20 protein-coding genes are annotated in these 21,471 nt (G+C 58.3%); 9 read left to right on the top strand and 11 right to left on the bottom strand.

Annotation, left to right across the window (positions count from 1 at the left end; genetic code table 11):
- Nucleotides 1-18: 18 nt before the first annotated feature.
- The 6 genes from I6L35_RS17910 to pspA form a co-directional block, all read right to left on the bottom strand.
- Entirely contained in the window at nucleotides 19-942 is a 924-nt protein-coding gene (locus I6L35_RS17910) for a LysR family transcriptional regulator (protein ID WP_005346246.1), read from the bottom strand.
- Between the two features lie 190 nt (nucleotides 943-1,132).
- Nucleotides 1,133-2,164, bottom strand: coding sequence for a YcjF family protein (locus I6L35_RS17915; RefSeq protein WP_043824835.1), 1,032 nt, complete (start codon nucleotides 2,162-2,164; stop codon nucleotides 1,133-1,135).
- A 65-nt stretch (nucleotides 2,165-2,229) separates the two neighbouring features.
- Nucleotides 2,230-3,636: a YcjX family protein gene (locus I6L35_RS17920; protein WP_216978935.1), complete on the bottom strand. Its 1,407-nt coding sequence runs from the start codon at nucleotides 3,634-3,636 to the stop codon at nucleotides 2,230-2,232.
- A 101-nt stretch (nucleotides 3,637-3,737) separates the two neighbouring features.
- A complete protein-coding gene (pspC, locus tag I6L35_RS17925; RefSeq protein ID WP_005333670.1) occupies nucleotides 3,738-4,142 on the bottom strand; it encodes an envelope stress response membrane protein PspC in 405 nt (134 codons plus the stop codon).
- Complete coding sequence (gene pspB / locus I6L35_RS17930) at nucleotides 4,139-4,375, bottom strand: envelope stress response membrane protein PspB (protein WP_005333672.1); 237 nt, start codon at nucleotides 4,373-4,375, stop codon at nucleotides 4,139-4,141. Before pspB ends, pspC begins: the two co-directional genes overlap by 4 nt.
- A 3-nt stretch (nucleotides 4,376-4,378) precedes the next feature.
- On the bottom strand, nucleotides 4,379-5,065 hold the full coding sequence (gene pspA / locus I6L35_RS17935) for a phage shock protein PspA (protein WP_005361184.1): 687 nt from the start codon (nucleotides 5,063-5,065) through the stop codon (nucleotides 4,379-4,381).
- Between the two features lie 196 nt (nucleotides 5,066-5,261).
- Here pspA and pspF point away from each other — a divergent pair, with 196 nt between their 5' ends.
- The 6 genes from pspF to I6L35_RS17965 all read left to right on the top strand — a co-directional run bounded on the left by pspF (nucleotide 5,262) and on the right by I6L35_RS17965 (nucleotide 11,831).
- Nucleotides 5,262-6,290 (top strand): phage shock protein operon transcriptional activator, encoded by a 1,029-nt coding sequence (pspF, locus tag I6L35_RS17940; protein WP_005333674.1) that lies wholly within the window; start codon nucleotides 5,262-5,264, stop codon nucleotides 6,288-6,290.
- A 108-nt stretch (nucleotides 6,291-6,398) separates the two neighbouring features.
- Nucleotides 6,399-7,994 carry an ABC transporter substrate-binding protein SapA gene (gene sapA / locus I6L35_RS17945; protein WP_216980316.1) on the top strand — a complete coding sequence of 532 codons (1,596 nt, stop codon included), beginning with the start codon at nucleotides 6,399-6,401 and terminating at the stop codon, nucleotides 7,992-7,994.
- 2 nt (nucleotides 7,995-7,996) lie between these two features.
- On the top strand, nucleotides 7,997-8,956 hold the full coding sequence (locus I6L35_RS17950) for an ABC transporter permease subunit (protein ID WP_216978936.1): 960 nt from the start codon (nucleotides 7,997-7,999) through the stop codon (nucleotides 8,954-8,956).
- Nucleotides 8,957-8,991: 35 nt separating this feature from the next.
- Nucleotides 8,992-9,885: an ABC transporter permease subunit gene (locus tag I6L35_RS17955; RefSeq protein WP_005346264.1), complete on the top strand. Its 894-nt coding sequence runs from the start codon at nucleotides 8,992-8,994 to the stop codon at nucleotides 9,883-9,885.
- A gap of 127 nt (nucleotides 9,886-10,012) precedes the next feature.
- Nucleotides 10,013-11,011 (top strand): oligopeptide/dipeptide ABC transporter ATP-binding protein, encoded by a 999-nt coding sequence (locus I6L35_RS17960; RefSeq protein ID WP_216978937.1) that lies wholly within the window; start codon nucleotides 10,013-10,015, stop codon nucleotides 11,009-11,011.
- 34 nt (nucleotides 11,012-11,045) lie between these two features.
- Nucleotides 11,046-11,831: an ATP-binding cassette domain-containing protein gene (locus I6L35_RS17965; protein WP_139459507.1), complete on the top strand. Its 786-nt coding sequence runs from the start codon at nucleotides 11,046-11,048 to the stop codon at nucleotides 11,829-11,831.
- Nucleotides 11,832-11,936: 105 nt separating this feature from the next.
- Here I6L35_RS17965 and htpG read toward each other — a convergent pair whose 3' ends face one another.
- Together htpG and recR are read right to left on the bottom strand one after the other, a co-directional pair.
- A complete protein-coding gene (htpG, locus tag I6L35_RS17970) occupies nucleotides 11,937-13,850 on the bottom strand; it encodes a molecular chaperone HtpG (RefSeq protein WP_216978938.1) in 1,914 nt (637 codons plus the stop codon).
- A 164-nt stretch (nucleotides 13,851-14,014) separates the two neighbouring features.
- Complete coding sequence (gene recR, locus I6L35_RS17975; RefSeq protein ID WP_005346280.1) at nucleotides 14,015-14,617, bottom strand: recombination mediator RecR; 603 nt, start codon at nucleotides 14,615-14,617, stop codon at nucleotides 14,015-14,017.
- Nucleotides 14,618-14,831: 214 nt separating this feature from the next.
- On the opposite strand from recR, the gene I6L35_RS17980 reads away from it, so the two are divergent.
- Entirely contained in the window at nucleotides 14,832-15,554 is a 723-nt protein-coding gene (locus tag I6L35_RS17980) for a DUF2982 domain-containing protein (protein WP_216978939.1), read from the top strand.
- 474 nt (nucleotides 15,555-16,028) lie between these two features.
- On the top strand, nucleotides 16,029-17,060 hold the full coding sequence (locus I6L35_RS17985) for a LacI family DNA-binding transcriptional regulator (RefSeq protein WP_005346285.1): 1,032 nt from the start codon (nucleotides 16,029-16,031) through the stop codon (nucleotides 17,058-17,060).
- A gap of 145 nt (nucleotides 17,061-17,205) precedes the next feature.
- Here I6L35_RS17985 and I6L35_RS17990 read toward each other — a convergent pair whose 3' ends face one another.
- The 3 genes from I6L35_RS17990 to I6L35_RS21165 form a co-directional block, all read right to left on the bottom strand.
- The gene (locus tag I6L35_RS17990; protein ID WP_216978940.1) at nucleotides 17,206-17,625 is read right to left on the bottom strand and encodes a GNAT family N-acetyltransferase; all 420 of its coding nucleotides are present in this window, start codon (nucleotides 17,623-17,625) and stop codon (nucleotides 17,206-17,208) included.
- A 96-nt stretch (nucleotides 17,626-17,721) separates the two neighbouring features.
- A complete protein-coding gene (locus I6L35_RS17995) occupies nucleotides 17,722-19,743 on the bottom strand; it encodes an alpha-glucosidase (protein WP_216978941.1) in 2,022 nt (673 codons plus the stop codon).
- Nucleotides 19,744-19,846: 103 nt separating this feature from the next.
- Nucleotides 19,847-20,050 carry a hypothetical protein gene (locus I6L35_RS21165; protein ID WP_254204486.1) on the bottom strand — a complete coding sequence of 68 codons (204 nt, stop codon included), beginning with the start codon at nucleotides 20,048-20,050 and terminating at the stop codon, nucleotides 19,847-19,849.
- Between I6L35_RS21165 and I6L35_RS18000 the strand changes: the two genes are divergently transcribed.
- The gene (locus tag I6L35_RS18000) at nucleotides 20,033-21,421 is read left to right on the top strand and encodes a glycoside-pentoside-hexuronide (GPH):cation symporter (protein ID WP_041234289.1); all 1,389 of its coding nucleotides are present in this window, start codon (nucleotides 20,033-20,035) and stop codon (nucleotides 21,419-21,421) included. The two genes, I6L35_RS21165 and I6L35_RS18000, sit on opposite strands and share 18 nt — an antisense overlap.
- Nucleotides 21,422-21,471: the final 50 nt, after the last annotated feature.

Genomic DNA, 21,471 nt, shown 5'->3' on the forward strand with positions numbered 1-21,471 from the left:
CTACCCCGCAAGAGATGGCTAGCGAGGGAGCGCCTGACGGGCCCGCAACCGGCTCTGATCCCGCGCAATATCGATAAATTCCCGCGCCGTCCAATCCAGCCGAGAACCACGGCGCCACACCAGCCCGATATCGATGGCGGGAATGGGCTCCTTGATGGGGCGCGCCTCGACCCGCTCCTGCTCCAGCGACCAGGGGCGATAGGCAAAGTCGGGCAACAGGGCGACCCCGAGCTGGCTTGCCACCAGACTGCGCACCGCCTCCACCGACGCGGTGCGCAGCACGATACGGGGGGAGATGCCGTAGCGACGCAGGCCGCCACCGATGATCTGATCCAGCTGATCGGCGGTCAGCGAGATCATCGGCTCCTCCCCCAGCGCGGTGAGCGAGAGGGTCGACTCGGCGCAGAGCGGGTGGTTGGCGGCCAGCCAGAGCCGCAGCGGCGAGCGGGTCAGCAACTCGGTATCAAACGCCTCTTGCCGGATGGTGCGGTTGGTCATCAGGATCCCCACATCCACCTCGCCGTTGACGATCTGGTGCTCAAGGAAGGGCTGTTCATCCTCCTTCACCTCGATCTGTACCGCCGGAAAAGCGCGGCGAAAGCGGCCAAGCGCCTCAGAGAGGTAGTAACCCGCCACCAAGGTGGTCACGCCGATGGTGAGTCGCCCCTGATCCTGCTGGGCCACCGCTTTGAGGGAGTGGCTCGCCTCGGTCATGGCGCCGAGAATGCGGCGGGCGTGGAGCAAAAACTGGTGCCCCTGAGTGGTGAGGGTGACGCCGCGCGGATTGCGCTCAAATAGCGGGGCCCCTAGCTCGGTCTCCAACTCGCGAATGGCGCTGGTGACCGCCGACTGGGAGATGTGCAGCTCGGCGGCGGCGCGACTCACTGAGAAGCTGTCGGCCACGGCCACAAAATAACGGATCTGGCGAAAGGTAAAGTTCATCGGGCATCCTTGCCGATTGGTACTATTGGTGTGATTGGTAAGATTGACTGCCAGCTTAACCGTAAACGGGCGCCCCGCCAAAGCAGGACTCTGCTGCCAACTCAATGATCTGCCGATTAAAACTATGCCCCTGTGGCTTGGCGAGCACGACAGGGGCATGGATCATCGCAGCAAGGTGCAGACAGGGCTATCAGGATTTGTTGAGATACCCCGCCAACTGGCCGATCAGCCGCTTGCGCAGCTCACCGAGTTTGGGCTTCTCGTCAGCACACCATGGCAGTGGGCGGCACGCCTCTATGGTGCGCAGGCCAAGGCGAGCGGTGAGCAGCCCGGCCCCCACCCCTTGCGCCGCGCGGGCAGAGAGCTTGGCGGCAAACTCGGCGCCCAGCAAGTCCATCCCCACCTCGGTCACCAGCTCGGTGGCACCGGCGTAGAGCATGTTGCGAAACACCTGACGAATGAGGCGTATGCGGCTCCAGTAGCCGAGCTCGATGGCGTAGACATCGGCGATATCCTCGATCATCCGCAGGTTACGCCACAGCATCAACATCATGTCGACGGTGGCGAGCGGGCTCAGGGCCACCAGCACCGCGGCCTCCCCCGACCATTTGGCCACCCGCGCCTGCGCCAGTTTGTCGCGCTCGCCGAGCACCAGCTGGCTATAGAGGGTCAGCACCTCCCGATCGCTGTGGCTCTCGTCGAGCTGGGCCAGCCAAGTTTGATACCCTTCGCGCCCCTTGTCGCCACTTTTGACCGCCAACCCTTCGCAAAAGGCCTGCCCCTGTCCGACTCCCTGATGAGCAAGCAGATCTTCTGCTCGCGAGCGTACATCCTGACGCCGCTTGAGGGTCCGCAGTCGCAGCCACTCGCGCCCCACCACGCTGGCGGTCCCCGCCGCCACCAGCGCCGAGGCCGCCAGCCAGGCGCTGCCCCAGAGCGGGGTGGTGAGGAATTGATCGTAAAGAAAGGCGCCATACTGGCCCAACGAGAGCAGACCGACTGCCCCCAGCCCCCACGCCAGCAGCCGATGACGGCGACGCGGTTTGATGACGAGGGCGCTCTCCACCTCGGTGAACTCGTCCAGCTCGTCGAGGCGCTCGAAGCTCGCCTCCTCCAGCCGTTGGGCCGGAGCGGGCGGTCGCTCGTCACTGGCCACCGTCAAGGCTGGCTCAAGGATCACCTTGCCCTGCAGCGGTGGCCGCTCTTTTATCTGATCGTTCATCGCCTTATTCTCCTGAAAACAGTCTCCTGCGGGCGGCGCAGGAAACAAACCCGAGCCGCACACCGTTATTCGAGGTGATCCCCGAGCAGAAACTCCAGCGCCGCATCGAGCCGGATATGGGGCAACGCCTGATGGGCGCTCATGGGCATGGGGCGAAACGCCTGAAAATCAAAGCCCTGACTGTTCCACCACTGCACAGGCGGAATATGGGGAGGCACCTCCCCGGGGAATAGCAGCAGCGGCTCACCGTTCAGGCTGGTGCCACGGATGGCCGGGAACTCGCGGCCATTGGCCACCCCCTTGCCCACTTCGGTCGCCTTGATGGCGGCGAGCGCCAAGCACTCAGTGGTGATCCCCTCAAAACGAGCCTGACCGCGACCGCTGCGTACCAGATGCTGCAGCAGGGAGACCATGGGCGCATGCTGTTCGGGGGTGACGTGATCGGCCTTGCTCGCCACAAACAGCAGCTTGTCGATACGGGGCGAGAAGAGCCGCCGCCACCAGTTGCTTTTGCCGTAGGCAAAGCTCTCCATGATGCGGGCGATGGCCTGCTGCATGTCGCCAAAGCTGGCCGCCCCGGCGTTAAGCGGCTGCAGGCAATCCACCAGCACGATCTGGCGATCAAAGCCGGCAAAGTGCTGCTCATAAAAACCCTGCACCAGATGCTGCTTGTACTGCTCGAAGCGCTGCTTGAGAGTGGCGTAAAGAGTGCCATCGGCGGGCTCGCCGACAGGCATCTCCCACACCCAGGGGACAAATTGCAGCATGGGGGCACCGGCATACTCGCCCGGCAAGACGAAGCGGCCGGGCTGAATAAGGTGCAATCCCAGCTCCTGTTTGCAAGCATGCAAGTAGGCGGTGTAACGCTCGGCTAGCTCAGCCACCGGCCGCTCTTCGAAGCGCTGATCGACCTGCCACCCGGGTGTCAGCCAGCTGGCGGCAAGTGCCTGCAGCTCTGAGCGACGAAGCTGCTCGCGCACCTGTTCGCTCCACTGCTCGTAGCTCATCTCAAGGAGCGGCAAGTCGAGCAGCCACTCTCCGGGGTAGTCCACCAGATCCACGTAGAGGGTGGAGATCTCCCCCAGATGTTTGCGCAGGGGATGACGGGTGCGGTAGCGAATTTCGAGGCGCACTTCGGCCACCCCGCGGGTCGGCTCGGGCCAGGCAGGTGGATCGCCAAACAGGGAGTCGAGGCCACGTTCGTAGGCAAAGGTGGGGATGTGGGCATTGAGCTGCGGCACCCGGCGGGCGCCGAGGATGCGCCCTTGACGCAGGGCATCCCACAACGGCAAACGGCCGTCGATGGCCGCGTGTTCCAGCTGGTTGACCAGCGCCGTGATAAAGGCGGTTTTGCCGCTGCGAGAGAGGCCGGTCACCGCCAGCCGAATATGGCGATCCCGCACCCGGTTCACCACGTCGTTCGCCTTGTGTTGCAGGCGAGTCAACTTCTGTTCCAGTTTATTGAGTATCAAGGCTTGACCCGTTCTCCCTTGGTGGTTGCATCTGGATAGCTGGTGTCGATGGTGGCGCATCACGGGAGGCGCCGCCATCGACATGGGGGCTTCAGCAAGCACTACAGCTTGCGAAATTCCCGCTGCAGGGTGAACTCCCTGGAGGTCACCAGCTTCTCGATCCGCTGAACTCTGGGCTCCAGCGCGTCAAGTTCCTGCGCGATGCGACCCAGCGCCTGATGAGGGGTGATCCCCGCCTGCCAGCTGCGCGCTTTCATCCGCACCTCGGCAAAGTCGGCATCCTCTTGCGAATAGAGGGTGACCGGCTTTTTGTCGAGCAGGAACCAGGCGGCGATATAGGCGGTGAAGGTGATGAAACCGGCGAAGATAAGGCCACTGATGGCGAGCAGCCGCACGATCCAGGTCTCCACCCCGAAATACTCAGCCAAACCGGCACAGATCCCGGCTATCTTGCCACGCTGGGGATCGCGATAGAGGTTACGCCCTTCACGACTGACACTGCTCATACCTTGTTCCTCCAACCGGGTACTTCCGCATCCAGAATCGACTCCAGCGCGCCCACTCGCTCCTGCATCTTCTCGGTGCGAGCCAGCAGCCCTTGCAGCTGTTCCCGCTCGCTATCGGCAAGACCGGCGCCGATGCGCCCCTTGGCACGATAGTGCAGCACCAGCCAGATGGGGGCTACCACCACCATGAAGACCACCATGGGAACCATCAATACGCCCAGCAGATCTTCCATCTGTTACTCCCCCTGTTTGCCTTCGCTTTTGCTGTCGCCCTGACCCAGCTTCTGGCGCATGGCTTCCAACTCGCGGCTTATCTGATCGTCCACTTCCAGCTCGGCAAACTGCTGCGCCAGCGCCTTGTCGGACTGTCCCAGATCGGCGCGCGCTTCCATTTCGTCGATGCGACGCTCCATCCGCTCAAACTTGCTCACCACCGCCTGGCTCTCGCCACGAGCTACCTGGCTCTGCACGTTGAGACGGCTGCTGGCCGCTTCGGTGCGAATGGCCATCGCCTTTTGACGGGCGCGGGCATCTTCCAGCTTGGCTTCGAGCTGACGGATCTCTTCACCCAGCTTCTCGATACCGCTGTCGACCGCTTGCTGCTCGCGGTAGAGGGTCTCTGACAACTCGGTCTGTTTCTTCTTCTCGATAAGGGCGGCGCGGGCCAGATCTTCACGTCCCTTGGTCAGGGCCAGCTCGGCCTTGGCTTGCCACTCGTCGACCCGCTCCTGATGACGGGCGACCTGACGACCAATCTCTTTCTGGCTGGCGAGGAAGCGGGCCAGATTGGAACGCTCCTTGACCAGCTCGTCCTCCATCTCCTGGATGATCAGGCGCACCATCTTCTGGGGATCTTCTGCCTTGTCGAGCAGGGCCGTCAGGTTGGAATTGATGATGTCGGCCAGACGGGAAAAAATACTCATGATTGCACTCCTGTTATTGGCATGGCGTTGTTTCTCCATTGACAATGGCAACTTGTGTGCCAATCTGGAACAAAATTTAACTTGTTGATTTATATGGGGCTGCTTTGCCCCGTTTCAATAGATGTCATGCAGGTGGTGATAAAAATCACCACCTTTTGGTAAGATTGACCAGCTTTAACAACTGACAGGGATCACTATGACCACGGCCACGGAAAGCCTGCTGGGGGAATCCAACGCATTCCTCGAAATCATCGAGCAGGCCTCACGGCTCGCCCCGCTGCGCAAACCCGTGCTGATCATCGGTGAGCGGGGGACGGGCAAGGAGCTGATCGCCCACCGCCTACATTATCTCTCGGCGCGCTGGGATCAAAGCTTTGTCACCATCAACTGCGCCACCCTGAGCGAGAGCCTGCTGGAGACCGAGCTGTTCGGTCACGAGGCGGGGTCGTTTACCGGCGCGGCCAAGCGCCATCAGGGCCGCTTCGAGCGGGCCGATGGCGGCACCCTGTTCCTCGACGAGCTGGCCACCACCAGCGCCCGGGTGCAGGAGAAGCTGCTGCGGGTCATCGAGTATGGCGAGTTTGAGCGGGTGGGTGGGGCCAAGCCCCTCAAGGTGGATGTGCGACTGGTCTGCGCCACCAACGAGGATCTCCCTGCGCTGGCCGACAAGGGGCAGTTTCGCCACGATCTGCTCGACCGGCTCGCGTTTGATGTGATCACCCTCCCCCCCTTGCGGGAGCGGCGGGAAGATATCCTGATGCTGGCGGAGCACTTCGCCCACAGCATGACCCGGGAACTGGGCTATCCGCTGTTTGCCGGTTTCTCGCGCAAGGCAACCCAGCTACTGCTGGATTACCACTGGCCGGGCAACGTGCGGGAGCTGAAGAACGTGGTGGAGCGAAGTATCTATCGTCAGGGCAATCCCCAGTTGCCGCTCTCGACCCTGGTGCTCAACCCGTTTGATTCCCCCTGGCGACCACAGGTCACGCAACCAGCTCAAGAGGCCCGAAGCGAGGTACAATCTGCATCCCCCCTCGCCTTGCCGCTCGATCTCAAGCAGGCGGTGGCGGAGTACGAGATTAATTTACTCAAGCAAGCGATGCAGCAATCCCAGTATAATCAGCGCAAAGCCGCTCAACTGCTGGCCTTAAGCTATCACCAGTTCCGTGGCATGCTACGCAAATATCAGCTGCTGGATGGCGATAACGATGCAGAACAAGAGTGAAGGAGCGCGGTTGATGCCGACTCCAGCAACACGCCAGCCTTCGCGCTGGCACATTTGTATCAAAACGTGCGTACAAAACCCCTATAAGAACATGGTTCAACAATGAGAATGCTCACACCCTTGCTGCTGGGTCTGCTGGTGCTGGTCACCGGCTGCCAGAAGCAACCCGAGGCCTCCAAAACCGGGCTTATCTATTGCGCTGAGGGCTCCCCCCTCTCCTTCAATCCCCATGTTTCCAACTCAGGGGTGACGCTGGATGCCAGTGCCCGTCCGCTCTACGACCGCTTGCTGGAGGTGAACCCCAACACCCTGGCGCTGGAGCCGGCGCTTGCCACCAACTGGCAGATCAGTGAGGATGGCCTCACCTACACCCTGACCCTGCGCGAAGGGGTAAGCTTTCACCATACCGCCTGGTTCACACCTAGCCGTCCCTTCAATGCCGACGATGTGGTTTTCACCTATGCCCGCCAGCTTGACGAGCAGCACCCCTATCATCTGGTTTCCGGCGGCGACTACCCCTACTTCTTCAGTCTGGGGCAGGATCAGCTGATCAAGAAGGTCTACAAAAAAGGGCCACACACCGTCGTCTTTGAGTTGAATCAGCCCAACGCCTCTTTCCTTGCTACCCTGGCGAGCGACTATGCAGTGATCCTCTCGGCCGAATATGCCGACCAGTTGCTCAACGCAGGCACACCGACCCTGCTGGATAGCCGCCCCATCGGTACCGGCCCGTTCAGCTTCAAGGAGTATCGTCACAACGAGTTCATTCGCTATCAGCGCCATCCCGCTTACTGGAACGGGCCAGCAAAAATTGAACAACTGGTTTACGACATCACCCCCAAATCCGCCAAACGGCTGGCCAAGCTGCTGACCGGCGAGTGTGACGTAATGAGCACGCCGGCTGCCAGCCAGCTCTCGGTGATCAAAGAGCACCCCGACTTGAGCCTCTCGGTCCAGTCAGGAATGAATGTCGCGTTTTTAGCCCTCAATACCCGTAAACCACCGTTCAACAACGTCAAGGTTCGCCAGGCCATTGCCAGCGCCATCAATGTCGACAACCTGCTACAGGCGGTCTATTTCGATACCGGCCTGCCAGCCAACAGTCTGCTGCCCCCCCTCTCCTGGGGCTACAACCCCAGCCTGCCCGAGCGCAAGCCCGACCTGAAACGGGCGCGCCAACTGCTCAAGGAGGCCGGGCTCGAACAGGGACTGGAAATGCAGGTACTGGTGCAACCGGACGCCCGCCCCTACAACCCGGATGCGGTCAAGACAGCCCAACTGATCCGCAGTGACCTGGCCAAGGTGGGGATCAAACTCAAGATTGTGCAGCAAGAGTGGCCCGTCATTGAGAGACGCCTGCTCAATGGGCAATACGACAGTCTGCTCTCCGGCTGGATCGCCGACAATGCCGACCCGGACAACTTCTTTCGCCAGTTGCTGAGCTGCTCTGCGGTGGAGCGGGGCAACAACTACAGCCGCTGGTGCAGTCCGGCCTTCGACCAGCTGCTGGATGATGCGGTCACCACACCCCAGCTCTCGTTCCGGCTGCGCAACTACTATTACGCGCAAACCCTGCTCAATGAACAGTTGCCGCTCATTCCGCTGGCCCATGCCCTGCGTACCCAGGTCACTCGCAGCGATATCGAGGGGCTGACACTGATGCCCTTTGGCGGCACCTCCTTCAATCAGGCCTACAGGGAGTAAGCATGCTTCTATACATCTTGCGCCGCATCAACCTGCTGCTCATCACCCTGCTGGCGCTGACGCTGGTCGCCTATCTGCTGGAGTATCGGTTGCTCGGTCACGAACTGAGTTTCTGGCGCGGTTATCCCGACTTTCTGCGCCGTATTTTTGCTGGCGACCTGGGGATCTCCAGCGTCTCCGGGCTGCCGGTGCTGGGCGAGATCCGCCACTATTTTCCCGCCACCCTGATCCTCTGCCTGGCGGCATTTGCCATCTCGCTGCTGGTGGGTATTCCCCTCGGCACTCTGGCGGCCCTGTCACAAGGCAAGACGCTGGATCTCTCCATCATGACCGCAGGTCTTATCGGCTATGCGGTACCGGTATTCTGGTTGGCACTGCTGGTGGTAATGCTCTTTTCGCTGGATCTTGGGTGGCTACCGTCATCAGGACAGATCAGCCTGCTCTACGATGTACCACACATTACCGGTATTGCCCTGATCGATGTATTGTTGAGCCACGAGCCCTGGCGACAAGCAGCACTACATGATGCCCTGCGCCACCTCATTCTCCCGTCACTGGTGCTGGCGGTGGTGCCCACCACCGAGGTGATCCGTCATGTGCGCAGCTCCCTCATCGACGTGATGAAGCAGAACTACATCAAGGCGGCGGCGAGCCGGGGCCTGTCCAAGGCGCAGATCGTCTGGCGCCATGGTCTGAAGAACGCCCTGCCGCCGGTACTCCCGCTGCTGGGCTTGCAACTGGGCAGCGTGCTCACCTCCGCCATGATCACCGAGGTGGTGTTCGAGTGGCACGGGATCGGCCGCTGGCTCATCAGCAGCATCGCCCTGCAGGATTACGCCGCCATTCGTGGTGCGACTCTGGTGGTGGCCAGTTTCGTTATTCTGATCAGCGTCAGCACAGAGTTGCTGACCACCCTTATCTATCCGGCACGGCGCAAAGAGCTCTATGCCAAACAGGATTGAACGCGCTCATGGCGTGACCAGGAGCCAGGTACCCTATGCAAGATAAATCGAACATTTACCCCGAACTCAAGATCCTTTCGCCCCTTGAGCAGACGTGGGCATCCTATCGCCGTAACCCGCTGGCGATGGCGGGTCTCTGGTGTTTTTTACTGTTGCTGCTTGTCACTCTGGTGGGGCCACTGGTCGTTCCCTACGGCATTGATGAACAACACACCGACAAGCTGCTGCTGGCCCCCTCCTGGGCGGCAACCGGCAATATCGACTACTTCCTGGGCACCGATGATTTGGGGCGCGACATGCTCTCCCGGCTGGTGGTAGGAGCACGTCTCACCTTCGGCTGTGCCCTGGTCGTGGTGGCGATCGCCATGGTGGTCGGCTCTGCCATTGGTATCCTCGGTGGCATGAGCAAGGGGCTCAAATCGAGTGTGCTGCACCATCTGCTCGATACTCTGCTCTCCATCCCTTCCCTGTTAATGGCCATCATCATGGTTGCCATTCTGGGCCCGGGCCTTGGCAACACCCTGATCGCCATTACCCTGGCATTGATCCCCCCCTTTATACGGGCCACTTACAACGCGGTGCATGCCGAGATGCAGAAGGAGTACATCATTGCCAGTCGGCTCGATGGCTCACCCCCCTTCAGGATCATGCGTCTGGCTATTTTGCCCAATATCGTCGAAACCCTGGTGGCCCAGACTACTCGCACCTTGTCGGCAGCCATCCTCGATATCTCGGCAGTCGGTTTTCTCGGCCTCGGCGCCCAGTCTCCCCAACCGGAGTGGGGCACCATGCTGGCTGATTCGAGCGATCTCATCTATCTCGCCCCCTGGACCGTCACTTTGCCGGGCATGGCTATCCTGTTCAGCGTGCTGGTCACCAACCTGGTTGGCGAAGGCATCCGCGAAGCGCTCAAAGAGGGGAATGACTGATGCAATGCTCTGTGCCCAAGATAGACATGCTCACCCTTGTCCCCCACTCATTCCTGTACGGCGTGCAGGTCAACCCATCGCTGGTTGGTGAAGGCATTCGTGAAGCACTCAAAGAGGGGAATGACTGATGCCTCTGCTCGACATACGCAACCTCACCATCGAGATCGACACCCCGCAGGGCAAGGTCAAGGCGGTGGACAAGGTGAGCCTGACCCTGACCGAGGGGGAGATCCGCGGTCTGGTGGGTGAATCCGGCTCCGGCAAGAGTCTGATCGCCAAGGTGATCGTCGGCATCGAGAAGGACAACTGGACGGTACGTGCCGACCGGATGCGCTTCAACGACATGGATCTGCTGACCATGGCCCCCAAGGAGCGCCGTCGCATCATGGGTCGCGAGATCGCCATGATCTTCCAGGACCCCATCAGCTGTCTCGACCCCTCCGAGGAGATCGGCACCCAGCTGGAAGAGGCGATCCCGACCGATTCGTTCGAGGGACAATTCTGGCAGCGCTTCCAGTGGCGCAAGAAGAAGGCCATCGCCCTGCTGCACCGGGTAGGCGTCAAGGATCACCGCAAGGTGATGCGCGCCTATCCCCATGAGCTGTCGGATGGCATGTGCCAGAAAGTGATGATCGCCATGGCCATTGCCAACCAGCCGCGTCTGCTGGTAGCCGACGAGCCCACCAGCGCCATGGAGTCCACCACCCACTCCCAGATCCTGCGACTGCTGGACAAGATGAACAAGCTGGGCAATACCACCATCCTGATCATCAGTAACGATATCGCCGCCATCGCCAACCTGACCGATACCATCAACGTGATGTATTGCGGCCAGATGGTGGAGGTGGGCACCCGGGAGCAGATCCTCGAAACCCCGCATCACCCCTATACCGATGCCCTGCTCAAATCGATCCCCGACTTTGACAAGCTGGTGCGCCACAAGTCGCGCCTCGAGACCCTGCCCGGCGTCATACCGCCGCTGCAACACCTGCCCATCGGTTGCCGTCTGGGGCCGCGCTGCCCCTACGCCCAGAAGCAGTGTGTGCAGACTCCGTTGATGAACAGGATCAAGGGCCATCAGTTCAGCTGTCACTTCCCGCTGAACATGGAGGAGCCGAAAAAATGATGACCGTTAATGCCCCCATGAAGGAGCCCCGCTTGTGATCGAGCCATCCCTGTTGCAGGTCAGAGGCCTTAGCAAAACCTACCAGAACCGCACCGGTCTGTTCCGTCGTCAGGCGGTGGAGGCGATCAAGCCCCTCTCGTTCGATCTCGAAGTGGGTCAGACCCTCGCCATCGTCGGCGAAGCTGGCTCCGGCAAGAGTACCCTCGCCCGCATTCTGGCTGGCATGATCGAACCCACCAGCGGCGACATCGCCATCGACGGCCAGCTGATGGTGCATGGCGATTACCAGACGCGCTGCAAACTGCTGCGGATGATTTTTCAGGATCCCAACACCTCGCTGAACCGCAAGATCCGGGTCGGCCAGATCCTGGAGACACCGCTGCGCCTCAACACCGAGATGACTGAAGAGGAGCGCCGCGAGAAGGTGGTGCAGACCCTGCGTATGGTGGGGATGCTGCCGGATCACGCCCTCTTCTACCCGCAGATGCTCTCTGCCGGTCAGCAGCAGCGTGTGGCGCTGGCGCGGGCATTGATCCTCAACCCCAAAATCGTGGTGGCCGATGAAGCGCTCTCCACCCTGGATATCTCGGTACGCTCCCAGATCATCAACCTGCTGCTGGAGATGCAGGAGACCATGGGGCTGAGCTATGTGCTGGTAGCCAACGATCTGGGCATCGTCAGCCATATCAGCGACGAGGTGCTGGTGATGCACGAAGGTCGGGTGGTGGAGCGCGGCAAGACCCTCAAGGTGTTTGCCGATCCCCAGCACGAGGTGACCCGCCGTCTCATCCAGAACTACAACAACGAATACCGCAAGTAGAGAGGCGCTGGCCGCCTCCCTTGCCGCTGTGTTTCGCCGAGCTCACTCGGCGGGATCAAAAAAGCCCACTGCATGCAGTGGGCTTTCTGTTACCGGCGTTGCTGCTTAGGCTTGCAGCAGCAGACGGTTGATGCGGGAAACGAAGCTCGCCGGATCATTCAGCCCGCCCTGCTCGGCCAGCTGGGCCTGTTCGTGCAGCAGGGTGACCCACTCACCGAACAGTGCCTCGTCTTCAATGGTGTCGAGTTTCTTCACCAGCGCGTGATCAGGGTTGAGCTCCAGAATGTACTTCTGCTCCGGTACCGGCTGGCCAGCCGCGCGCATCAGCTTGATCATCTGGGTGCTCATACCGTAGGCGTCGGTGACGATGCAAGAGGGGGAGTCGGTCAGACGGTGGGTGACACGCACCTCTTTCACTGCATCGCCCAGGCTCTTCTTGACCCGCTCAACCAGACCGGCGTTGGCCTTCTCGGCCTCTTCCTGTGCCTGCTTGGAGGCTTCGTCTTCCAGATCGCCGAGATCCAGCTCGCCACGGGTGACGGAGATAAGTTGCTTGCCATCGAACTCGGTCAGGTGGCTCATCAGCCACTCGTCCACGCGCTCCCACATCAGCAGCACTTCGACACCCTTCTTGCGGAAGATCTCGAGGTGCGGGCTGTTCTTGGCGGCGGCATAGGAGTCAGCAGTGATGTAGTAGATCTTCTGCTGGCCTTCCTTCATGCGGCCAACGTAATCTTCCAGCGACACGGTCTGGGCTTCACCCTCGCCAGCGGTACTGGCAAAGCGCAGGAGCTTGGCGATCTCTTCGCGGTTGGCGTAATCCTCGGCCGGGCCCTCTTTGAGCACGTTACCGAACTCTTTCCAGAACTTGGCGTACTTCTCGGCATCGTCTTTCGCCAGCTTGGAGAGCATGGTCAGCACGCGCTTGGAGCAAGCCTTGCGCAGGGAGGCAGTCACCTTGTTATCCTGCAGGATCTCGCGGCTGACGTTGAGCGGCAGATCGTTGGAGTCCAGCACCCCTTTGACGAAGCGCAGGTAGGTCGGCATAAACTGCTCGGCGTCATCCATGATGAAGACGCGCTGCACATAGAGCTTCAGACCGTGCTTCTGATCGCGGTTGTAGAGGTCGAACGGTGCGCGGGCCGGTACGTAGAGCAGGCTGGTGTACTCTTGCGCCCCTTCCACCCGGTTGTGACCCCAGAGCAGCGGATCTTCAAAGTCGTGGGCGACGTGCTTGTAGAACTCCTGATACTCCTCGTCCTTGATATCTTTCGGGTTACGAGTCCACAGTGCAGTCGCGCGGTTGACCTGCTCCCACTCGCCCGGGGTGCCGACGATGGTCTCACCATCCTCTTCGCGATCCGGGGTACCCTCTTTGAACATCTCGACCGGTACACTGATGTGATCGGAATATTTGCCCACCACGGAGCGCAGACGCCAGTCATCGAGGAACTCGTCCTCTTCGGCGCGCAGGTGCAGGATGACGTCGGTACCGCGACCCTCTTTGGTCACATCAGCGACGGTGAAGGAGCCTTCCCCTTCCGACTCCCACTGCACACCCTGCTCCGGAGCAGTACCGGCGGCGCGGGACACCACGGTCACCTTGTCGGCCACGATAAAGGCAGAGTAGAAACCGACCCCGAACTGACCGATCAGCTGGGAATCCTTGCCCTGATCGCCGGAGAGGTTCTTGAAGAATTCGGCGGTGCCGGACTTGGCGATGGTACCCAGATGCTCAATCACCTGATCACGGGTCATACCGATCCCGTTATCGGAGATGGTCAGGGTACGCTTCTCTTTGTCCACCACCAGGCGCACACGCAACTGGCCGTCGTTTTCGAACAAAGAGGCATCGGAAAGCGCCTTGAAGCGCAGCTTGTCCGCCGCATCGGATGCGTTGGAGATCAGCTCGCGCAGGAATACTTCTTTGTTGGAGTAGAGGCTGTGAGCCATCAGGCTCAGCAGTTGTTTGACTTCAGTTTGAAAGCCGTGGGTTTCGGCATGAACACTTTGGGTCATGGACCAATCCTCAGAAACATCGGGTTGAACATACGCCCAACCTAGATGGGGACAGCGATCCAAATATCAAGGGGGCGAATGTGCAATCCTGCTCATTCGCCCCCTGTTGGCGTGTAACCGCCGATTTTATGTTCAGTTTTTCGCGACTTGTCACCACCCGCCCCTTACTTGAGGCGCTGGCGTCCCATCAGGGAGTGGGAGAGCGTGGTACCATCCACCAGCTCCAGCTCACCCCCTACCGGCACGCCATGGGCGATGCGACTCACCTCCACCCCGGCCGCACGGGCCATATCGGCGATATACCAGGCGGTGGCATCCCCCTCGATGGTGGGATTGGTGGCGAGGATCAGTTCGCTGATCGCCTCATCCTTCAGGCGGCGCTCCAGAATATCGAGCCCCAGCTCCTCCGGGCCTATGCCGTCCAGCGGCGACAGATGGCCCATCAGCACGAAGTAGCGACCGGAAAACTGGCCGGTCTGCTCGATGGCGGCCACGTCCGCCGGACTCTCCACCACGCAGAGCAGACCGTTCTCTTCCCGCTTGGGATTGGCGCAAATATCGCAGCGATCGTTCTCGGTAAAGGTGCGGCAGTGGCTGCAGTGGCCAATCTCGGTCAGGGCGCGAGAGAGCAGCTGGGCCAACCGCAAGCCGCCGCTGCGCTCACGCTCGAGCAGGGTAAAGGCCATCCGCTGGGCAGACTTGGGCCCCACCCCCGGCAATACCTGCAGGGCTTTCATCATCTCATCGAGCAGGGGACTGAACTTCATAACACTCCTTACACAGGCCTGGCCCTCGCCACCACCTGGGCCACGACGGGTCAGCAAAACAGGATAACGCCATTGGCGCAGGACTATACCCGAGCCGGCCCATGACTGCCATTTGCTTTGCTGGCCAGCGCAAAAACGCGGCTCTTATACTTGCTCAAAGACAATCAGGTGGTGTCATAAAAGATCGCCCCTCTCATCAGGACAAGGAGGTTAAATGGAGACACAACATATAAAGCCTCTGGTCCGCCGAAACGGGCTGACCCTGATCTGGGCCGGGGGGCTCATCACCAGCCTGATGCTATTACTGCTCTGGTTGCTTGTGGAAGGCCCGGTGCTCCCGGCCTATATATTGCTACTGAGTGGCATGATGATGACCTTGATAGGCTGGCTCAAGCTCAATGAACCCCCGATCAGCCTCTCCCTATGCCAGCAATCCCTCCACTATCACCACAAATATGGCGGCTGGGCACTGAAGTGGCACAACATCCAGCGTATCGATCAACCCAGAATCCATGTTGGTTGGGATCTCCAGCCCCTGCCCTATATCGGTTTCAAGATAAAACAGTATGACGAGTTTCTGACCCTGATCACTCCCAGACTGGCCGTGCATCTGTTGACAGAGCAGCGCCCTGTGTTGCTGCATGCCTTGCATAATGAGCAGCCCCATGAGCAGCCTGTGCATACCAATGATCCCTTACAGGGCATCGACTGGCTGGAGGAGAGTCACTTTTGCTCCCCGCAAGGGCTGCACTACGATGGCGCATTGGCCATGCTGGCCCACCGGATGATTCGCATGCGCCACTTGCTCGGTTATGACCTGTTGATCCCGGTAGGCAGCCTGGATCGGGAACCGGACGATTTCCTCAAACTGCTGCGCCAATACCGGCAGGAGGCGAACGTATCTCCACTACCTTCATCAGAGCCACATGCTCAATAACCCCCATGCCAAGTGGTTGTCGCTACGTCCCAGGCACTGAACGGTGAGCTATCCAACGCGGTTGTAACACCCATTAGACGATTGCAGAGAGTGCCGATGAGAACTACCTATTCCCATAACACTAAACACTCATACTCATACCCTGAAGTAACACCCCTTCACCATGGGGTGTGGTGTTTATTTGAACAGTGAACTGCCATGGGTAATGGCGGTTAAACAGGCTCATTTTTCGACGTTGGATGCCAAAACGGTCAAGCGCTCTTGGCAACACGTTTTTATTTGTAATGGCTAACCAAAATCTAATTACCATACAAGTAACCCGAATTGCCGACGCACCTCCTACAGCGAATCATCACTTTTACTTAAGCCTTATTTTTTATACACTTAAATACATGTCGGGAGATTATTGGATGGCTTTACCCTCAGATCACGAAGGATATCGAGCCGAGTAAAACCAATCAGGAAGCAGAACACGTGTCCTCGAGAAGCAAACAAACCGTCAAGCTTGATGATGTCGCGGCCCTGGCCAAAGTGTCCCCCTCGACAGTCTCACTTTATGTACGTCATCCAGACAAGGTAAAAGCCAATACCGGCCATAAAATTCAGCGTGCCATTGATGAATTGGGTTATGTGCACAACAAAATTGCCAGTCAGTTTACTGCCGGGCGAAGCTCGGCAATGGCAATTATCGTTCCTTCCATTTCCAATATTACCTTTAGTACCTTTGTCCAACAGATTGAACATATCGTGAGTGATGCAGGTTTTCAGCTCTATATCGCATCTCATGATCACTCCATGGAAAAAGAGGAGCAGCAGATCCGCTCCATTTTACAATGGTCTCCTGCTGCCATAACCCTCACTGGCGCTAAGCACAGTGATACTACGATTCGTATGCTGGAGCACAGTGCGGTGCCTGTGGTTCAAGCATGGCAAATCGGTGAAGCCAGTCCGTTTGTCGCGCAGGTCGGTATCGATCATTTTCAGGTGGGTTACGATGCCGCATCTTACCTGATACGCTCCGGCTGCCATAAAATTGCCTATTTCACGACCCGTTTTAACGATGACGTGCGTGCGCAGAGCCGCTACAGCGGCTTTTGCCAGGCACTTGAGACGGCGGGTATGGATCCCTTGTTGGTCGAAATCCCTTACAGCGACAATATTTATCCCGCCGCGCGCGAGCTACTCATCAAGACACTGCTCAAAGAGCGCAAACTCGACGGCATTTTTGCATCAAACGATACCATTGGTACGGCATTGCTGATGGAGGCGATTGCACGCAATATCCCGGTACCAGAGCAACTCTCTATCATCGGGTTTGGCGACTTTCCAGGCAGCGGTTATCTGGCACCCGTGACCTTGTCCAGTATCAATATCAATATCCACTCTGTTGCCAGCCAGGCTGCATCCATGATGTTGCGGATGGCTCGCGAGCCCGATTATAAAGGCGAGATCATTGATGCCGGATTTGACTTGATCCCCAGACAGAGTACCCGGTTTGTTTTGTGACCAAGCCAATACAGTCACACCATGAACCATCACAAAACCATGGCCTTGATAAATAGCCCATGAAGATAAATGCCCCCCATGTATCTACCAGAACACTATCCGTTGCGTCAGATATTTTTAAGCAGGACACCAGTCACTGCCTGCGCTACAAGGTTTTGGTTAAGTAATATCGTTGATGAAACACCGGGCACTTTTCCAACGTCATGACGACTGAATACCCCCGCGCTTGGTAAAAAGGCTTTGCTTGAAAGCTAAAAGTATCGAGCTGTGAAAAACAGCAGCCGCGCTCGCGGGCAGCCTGCTCCATCGCCGCCAATAACCAGCCTCCTACACCGCGCCCCCGCAGGCTACTGGCCACCCACAGATACTCGATATAGAGCCAGTTACCGTAGGTATGGCCGCTGCATCCTCCGGCACGACGCATCTGATCATCCTGATAGAATATGGCAAGTGGGCGACGTATCTGTTCACCGACAAACTCACGATTGGTTTTGATCAGGTTGTCTCGTAAAAAATCTATGTCGTCCTGGCTGGGGTTTTGCACAACGTCAAGAGTGTCAATCATGCTGCTCTGCTCCTCTGTTGAAACATAATGGCCGTGAACATTGTCACGGCCATGGGTTATCCGGGTCGCATCCTCTATAGCGAACGCCGGTGCGATTTACGCCAGATCCTTTAGCTCGGCAAACAGCGAAGTCCAAGGACTTTTGGCACGATAGAACACCGGGGGCTGGCCAATCGGTGCAGGCAGAGTGACCCGCTGGCCCCCTGTAAAGCGCTGGCCGCTCCAGACATGCGTCCACTGCTCACCTGCAGGCAGGTAAGTTGTCCACTCACGCACATCCCCTTGGTGAACCGGTGCCACCAGCAACTCTGACCCATAGAGGTATTGATCCTGTATGACGTAGGTCTCGGGATCATGTTCAAAATGCAGCATCATGGCACGTTGAACCGGATACCCTTTCTCGGCCGCTTCATCCACCAGGCTACGCAAGTAAGGAGTCAGGTGGCAATAAACTCGGGTCATCCGGGCAAAATGCGCCAACGTGCTGCCATCCTGGTCAAACTGGAAATTCTCATCAGGGCGGTTACCTTCGTGGGTACGCATGACTGGGGTAAAGGCAGCCATTTCAACCCAGCGGTCAAACAGCTCCTTGGTTCGACGGTTGCCAAACAGTGAGGTGTAGCCACCGATATCCGAGTGGTGATACGCGTTCCCCAACATACCGGAGGAGAGCGCCCCCGAGATCACCGTGACCAGACCATCGTGACGGCTGAAATCGACACATTGATCGCCTGCCCACAGTAGCGGGCAGTATTGCTGCACCCCGGTGTAACCGGCTCGCATAAAGAACAGGGCATCACCGGTTTGGCCGTTCATCGCGATCGCTTCAGCGTTGCACTGGGCCCACAGAGTCGGCCAGGCATTGTGCATCAGCTTGGCATCGACACCGTTGTGCAGGTAGATATTATCGGTCGGCAGGTACTCGCCAAAGTCAGCCATCCACCCCTTGATCCCCATATCCAGCATGTTTTTACGCAGCACGGTATCACGGAACCAGGCCATGGCATCTGGATTGGTAAAGTCGATACAGCCGCAATAGAATTCGCCAAAGTCGACCAGCGCAACCTGACCATCCTTGTCCAGCGCCATATAGCCGAGCTCTTTGGCGATCGGAAACAGCTTGCCATCTTCACACAGGTAGGGGTTGACGTAGGCCATGAACTCGATGCCCTGGTCATTGAGCGCCTTGATCCTGGCGGGCAGATTGGGGTAGCGATCCTGATGGTGCTGCCAATCCCAGTCCCAGAACAGGCGCTTGCCAAACGAGGTGACCCGCAAGCCGCACCAGTCTTCACTCCACAGACCCGAAACCTTGATACCATGGTCAAGGGCGTTTTCCAGACGACTGAAGGTATTGACCTCTCCCCCCTTCAGACCAAGGATCGCCCCCTTGTAAACCCACTCAGGCAACCGGGGCTGGCGGCCAAACCGGGCGGACAGTTTTTCGATAATGCCCAGATAGCTCTCTGCGGTGCGCAACTCGATGGCCTGCGGGATCGCCCACACTTGCAGCTCATGAAACCCTTCGTGACGAAAATCGAAATCGGCATAAGCGGTGGTGTCGATATGGCAGCTGTATTTGCGAGAGGAGACAAACGTGGGTTGCGGATAGTTGGTGTGGTAGTAATCCCCACCGGCTTTGCCCATCACATCGGCTTTCCATTTGATCTCGCTGTGGGGATGGCGACCAACACCGGGCTCTGACGTCCACAACGGAAAGTGACGACCACGCAAATCGAAATAGGACATCTGCTCGCCACAACCCCAGACATGCTCTTTACGTTCGGCCGGCAATCTGACCCAAAAGCGGTTATATGCCTCGTCCAGTATGGTCGGATAAAGCATCACATCATCGCCATCACACACCACTGCCACCTGTAGCAAAGCAGGAGTAAAGGCATTCGGGGCAAAAACAAACAGGTTGTTGTCAACCTGTTCGATATGAGCCAATGCAACGCGAGACTCGATGTAGTCTTCGATGTCAAAGTTGCCGCGATAAATTTCCATTTTTTCCCGGCCCTTGCCTATATAAAACGCCGGGGCATCCGCTTGATGAGAAAATAACAACTGCTGCTGGTGCTGAATCGTTAACGCCTGTGACGAAAATTCGAGTTGCATTGCATAAGCTCCTGTTTAGTCGGGCCATCCCCGCTTGCTCGCAAACACAATAATAGCGCTACGATTTCATTTCAATCGCGTAAAACCCAAACAGCGATCTCGATCACCAATCAACACCCGCCACATGAAAACGTTTGGCCCGTTTGCAAACACCATTTGTAAGAGAATCCTTAACCACCAGCGCAATCTCTCGATCTGGATCCCACTTTTCAACAATCACCCTTGCGCCAACAATCGCATCGCTACGATTATTGGGCTGCCGGATGGATTCCACACTATGGAGAATAAAATGGTTGTTCAGGCGCATATCGAAAGCAGACTGCCTTTTAGGGAAAAACTTGCCTATGGCGTCGGCGATTTTGGTTACAACTTTGTATTGAATATCACCACCCTCTACCTGCTTAAATTTCTGACCGATGTAGCAGGTATCAATGCGGCGTGGGCAGGCGTCATCTTTTTGGTGGCGAAAGTGTTCACCGGCTTCACCGACCTGGGCACCGGCATTTTCCTCGACACCCGCAAGAGCTTCGGACCTCGCGGCAAGTTTCGTCCGATGCTGCTCTGGACCATAGTGCCGCTGTTTGTCTGCAACATGTTGCTGTTTTGCAATTTTGAGCTCGACAGCGAGACCAAGACCACCCTGTTCATCGTCTGCTTTATGGCCTTTGGCCTGTTCTTTAGCTTGGGCAATGCCAGCTATGGCGCCATGGTGCCCTCTATGACCAAAAATGTTCAGGATCGCGCAGAGCTGGCAGCATGGCGTCAGGGCGGAGCCAACACTGGCTTGTTGCTGGCCACCGTCGGTTTCATGCCCATCGCCATGTTGTTTGAATCCCAGGAGACCGGCTACATGGTGGCAGCCCTGGCCTACACCTCGGTCGGCTTGGCGGCGGTACTCTTTTGCTACCTCAACGTCAAAGAACACCACACCATCATAGGTAATGACCCTGACCAGATCGTCGAGAAGCCCACTATCAAGGAGGGGCTCAAGGCGGTACTCAAGAACAACCAGTTGCTGGTGCTGGCAGTAGCCAACCTGCTGACCCTCTCCGCATTCAACGTCAAACTCACCGTGCAGGTCTTCTACGCCCAGTACATTCTGGGTGATGTCTCCATGGTCTCTTACATGAGCTTTGTCAGCATGGGGTGCATCTACCTCGGGGTGTTGTCTGTGCCTGCGCTGGTACGCCGCTTCGGCAAAAAACCTGTCTATCTGGCCGGATTGTGCCTGTGGATCTCCGGCGACATTGCCAACTACCTGTTCGGTGGCACCGTCATGAGTTACGTGCTGTTCACCTCGCTGGCGTTCTTTGGCACCTCTTTCGTCAACAGCCTTAACTGGGCATTTGTCTCAGATACCGTTGAGTACGGTGAGTGGAAAACCGGTACCCGTACCGAAGGCTTGGTCTACTGCGGCATGACCTTCTTTAGAAAGTGTTCGCAAGCTATCGCAGGGTTCGTCCCCGGGTTCGCTCTGGCACTGGTTGGCTATATGCCCAATGTGGAGCAAACCGATGCCGCCAAAGCCGGGATCACCGGACTGATTTTCATCTACCCGGCAAGCCTGGCCATCGTAACGGCACTGGTGATGGCCCTCTTCTACACCCTCAACGAGCAGCGCTATCAAGAGATCATCGCCAGCCTTGGTGCCCGCCGTGTGGCGACCACCCAAAGCTGACTCTCATGCAACTGGCAGCGGCGTGCTGGCCACGCTGTTGCTCTCTTCAA

Origin of the sequence: Aeromonas sp. FDAARGOS 1405, assembly GCF_019048265.1 — a bacterium.
In the GTDB taxonomy this organism is placed as follows: Bacteria; Pseudomonadota; Gammaproteobacteria; order Enterobacterales; family Aeromonadaceae; genus Aeromonas; species Aeromonas veronii_A.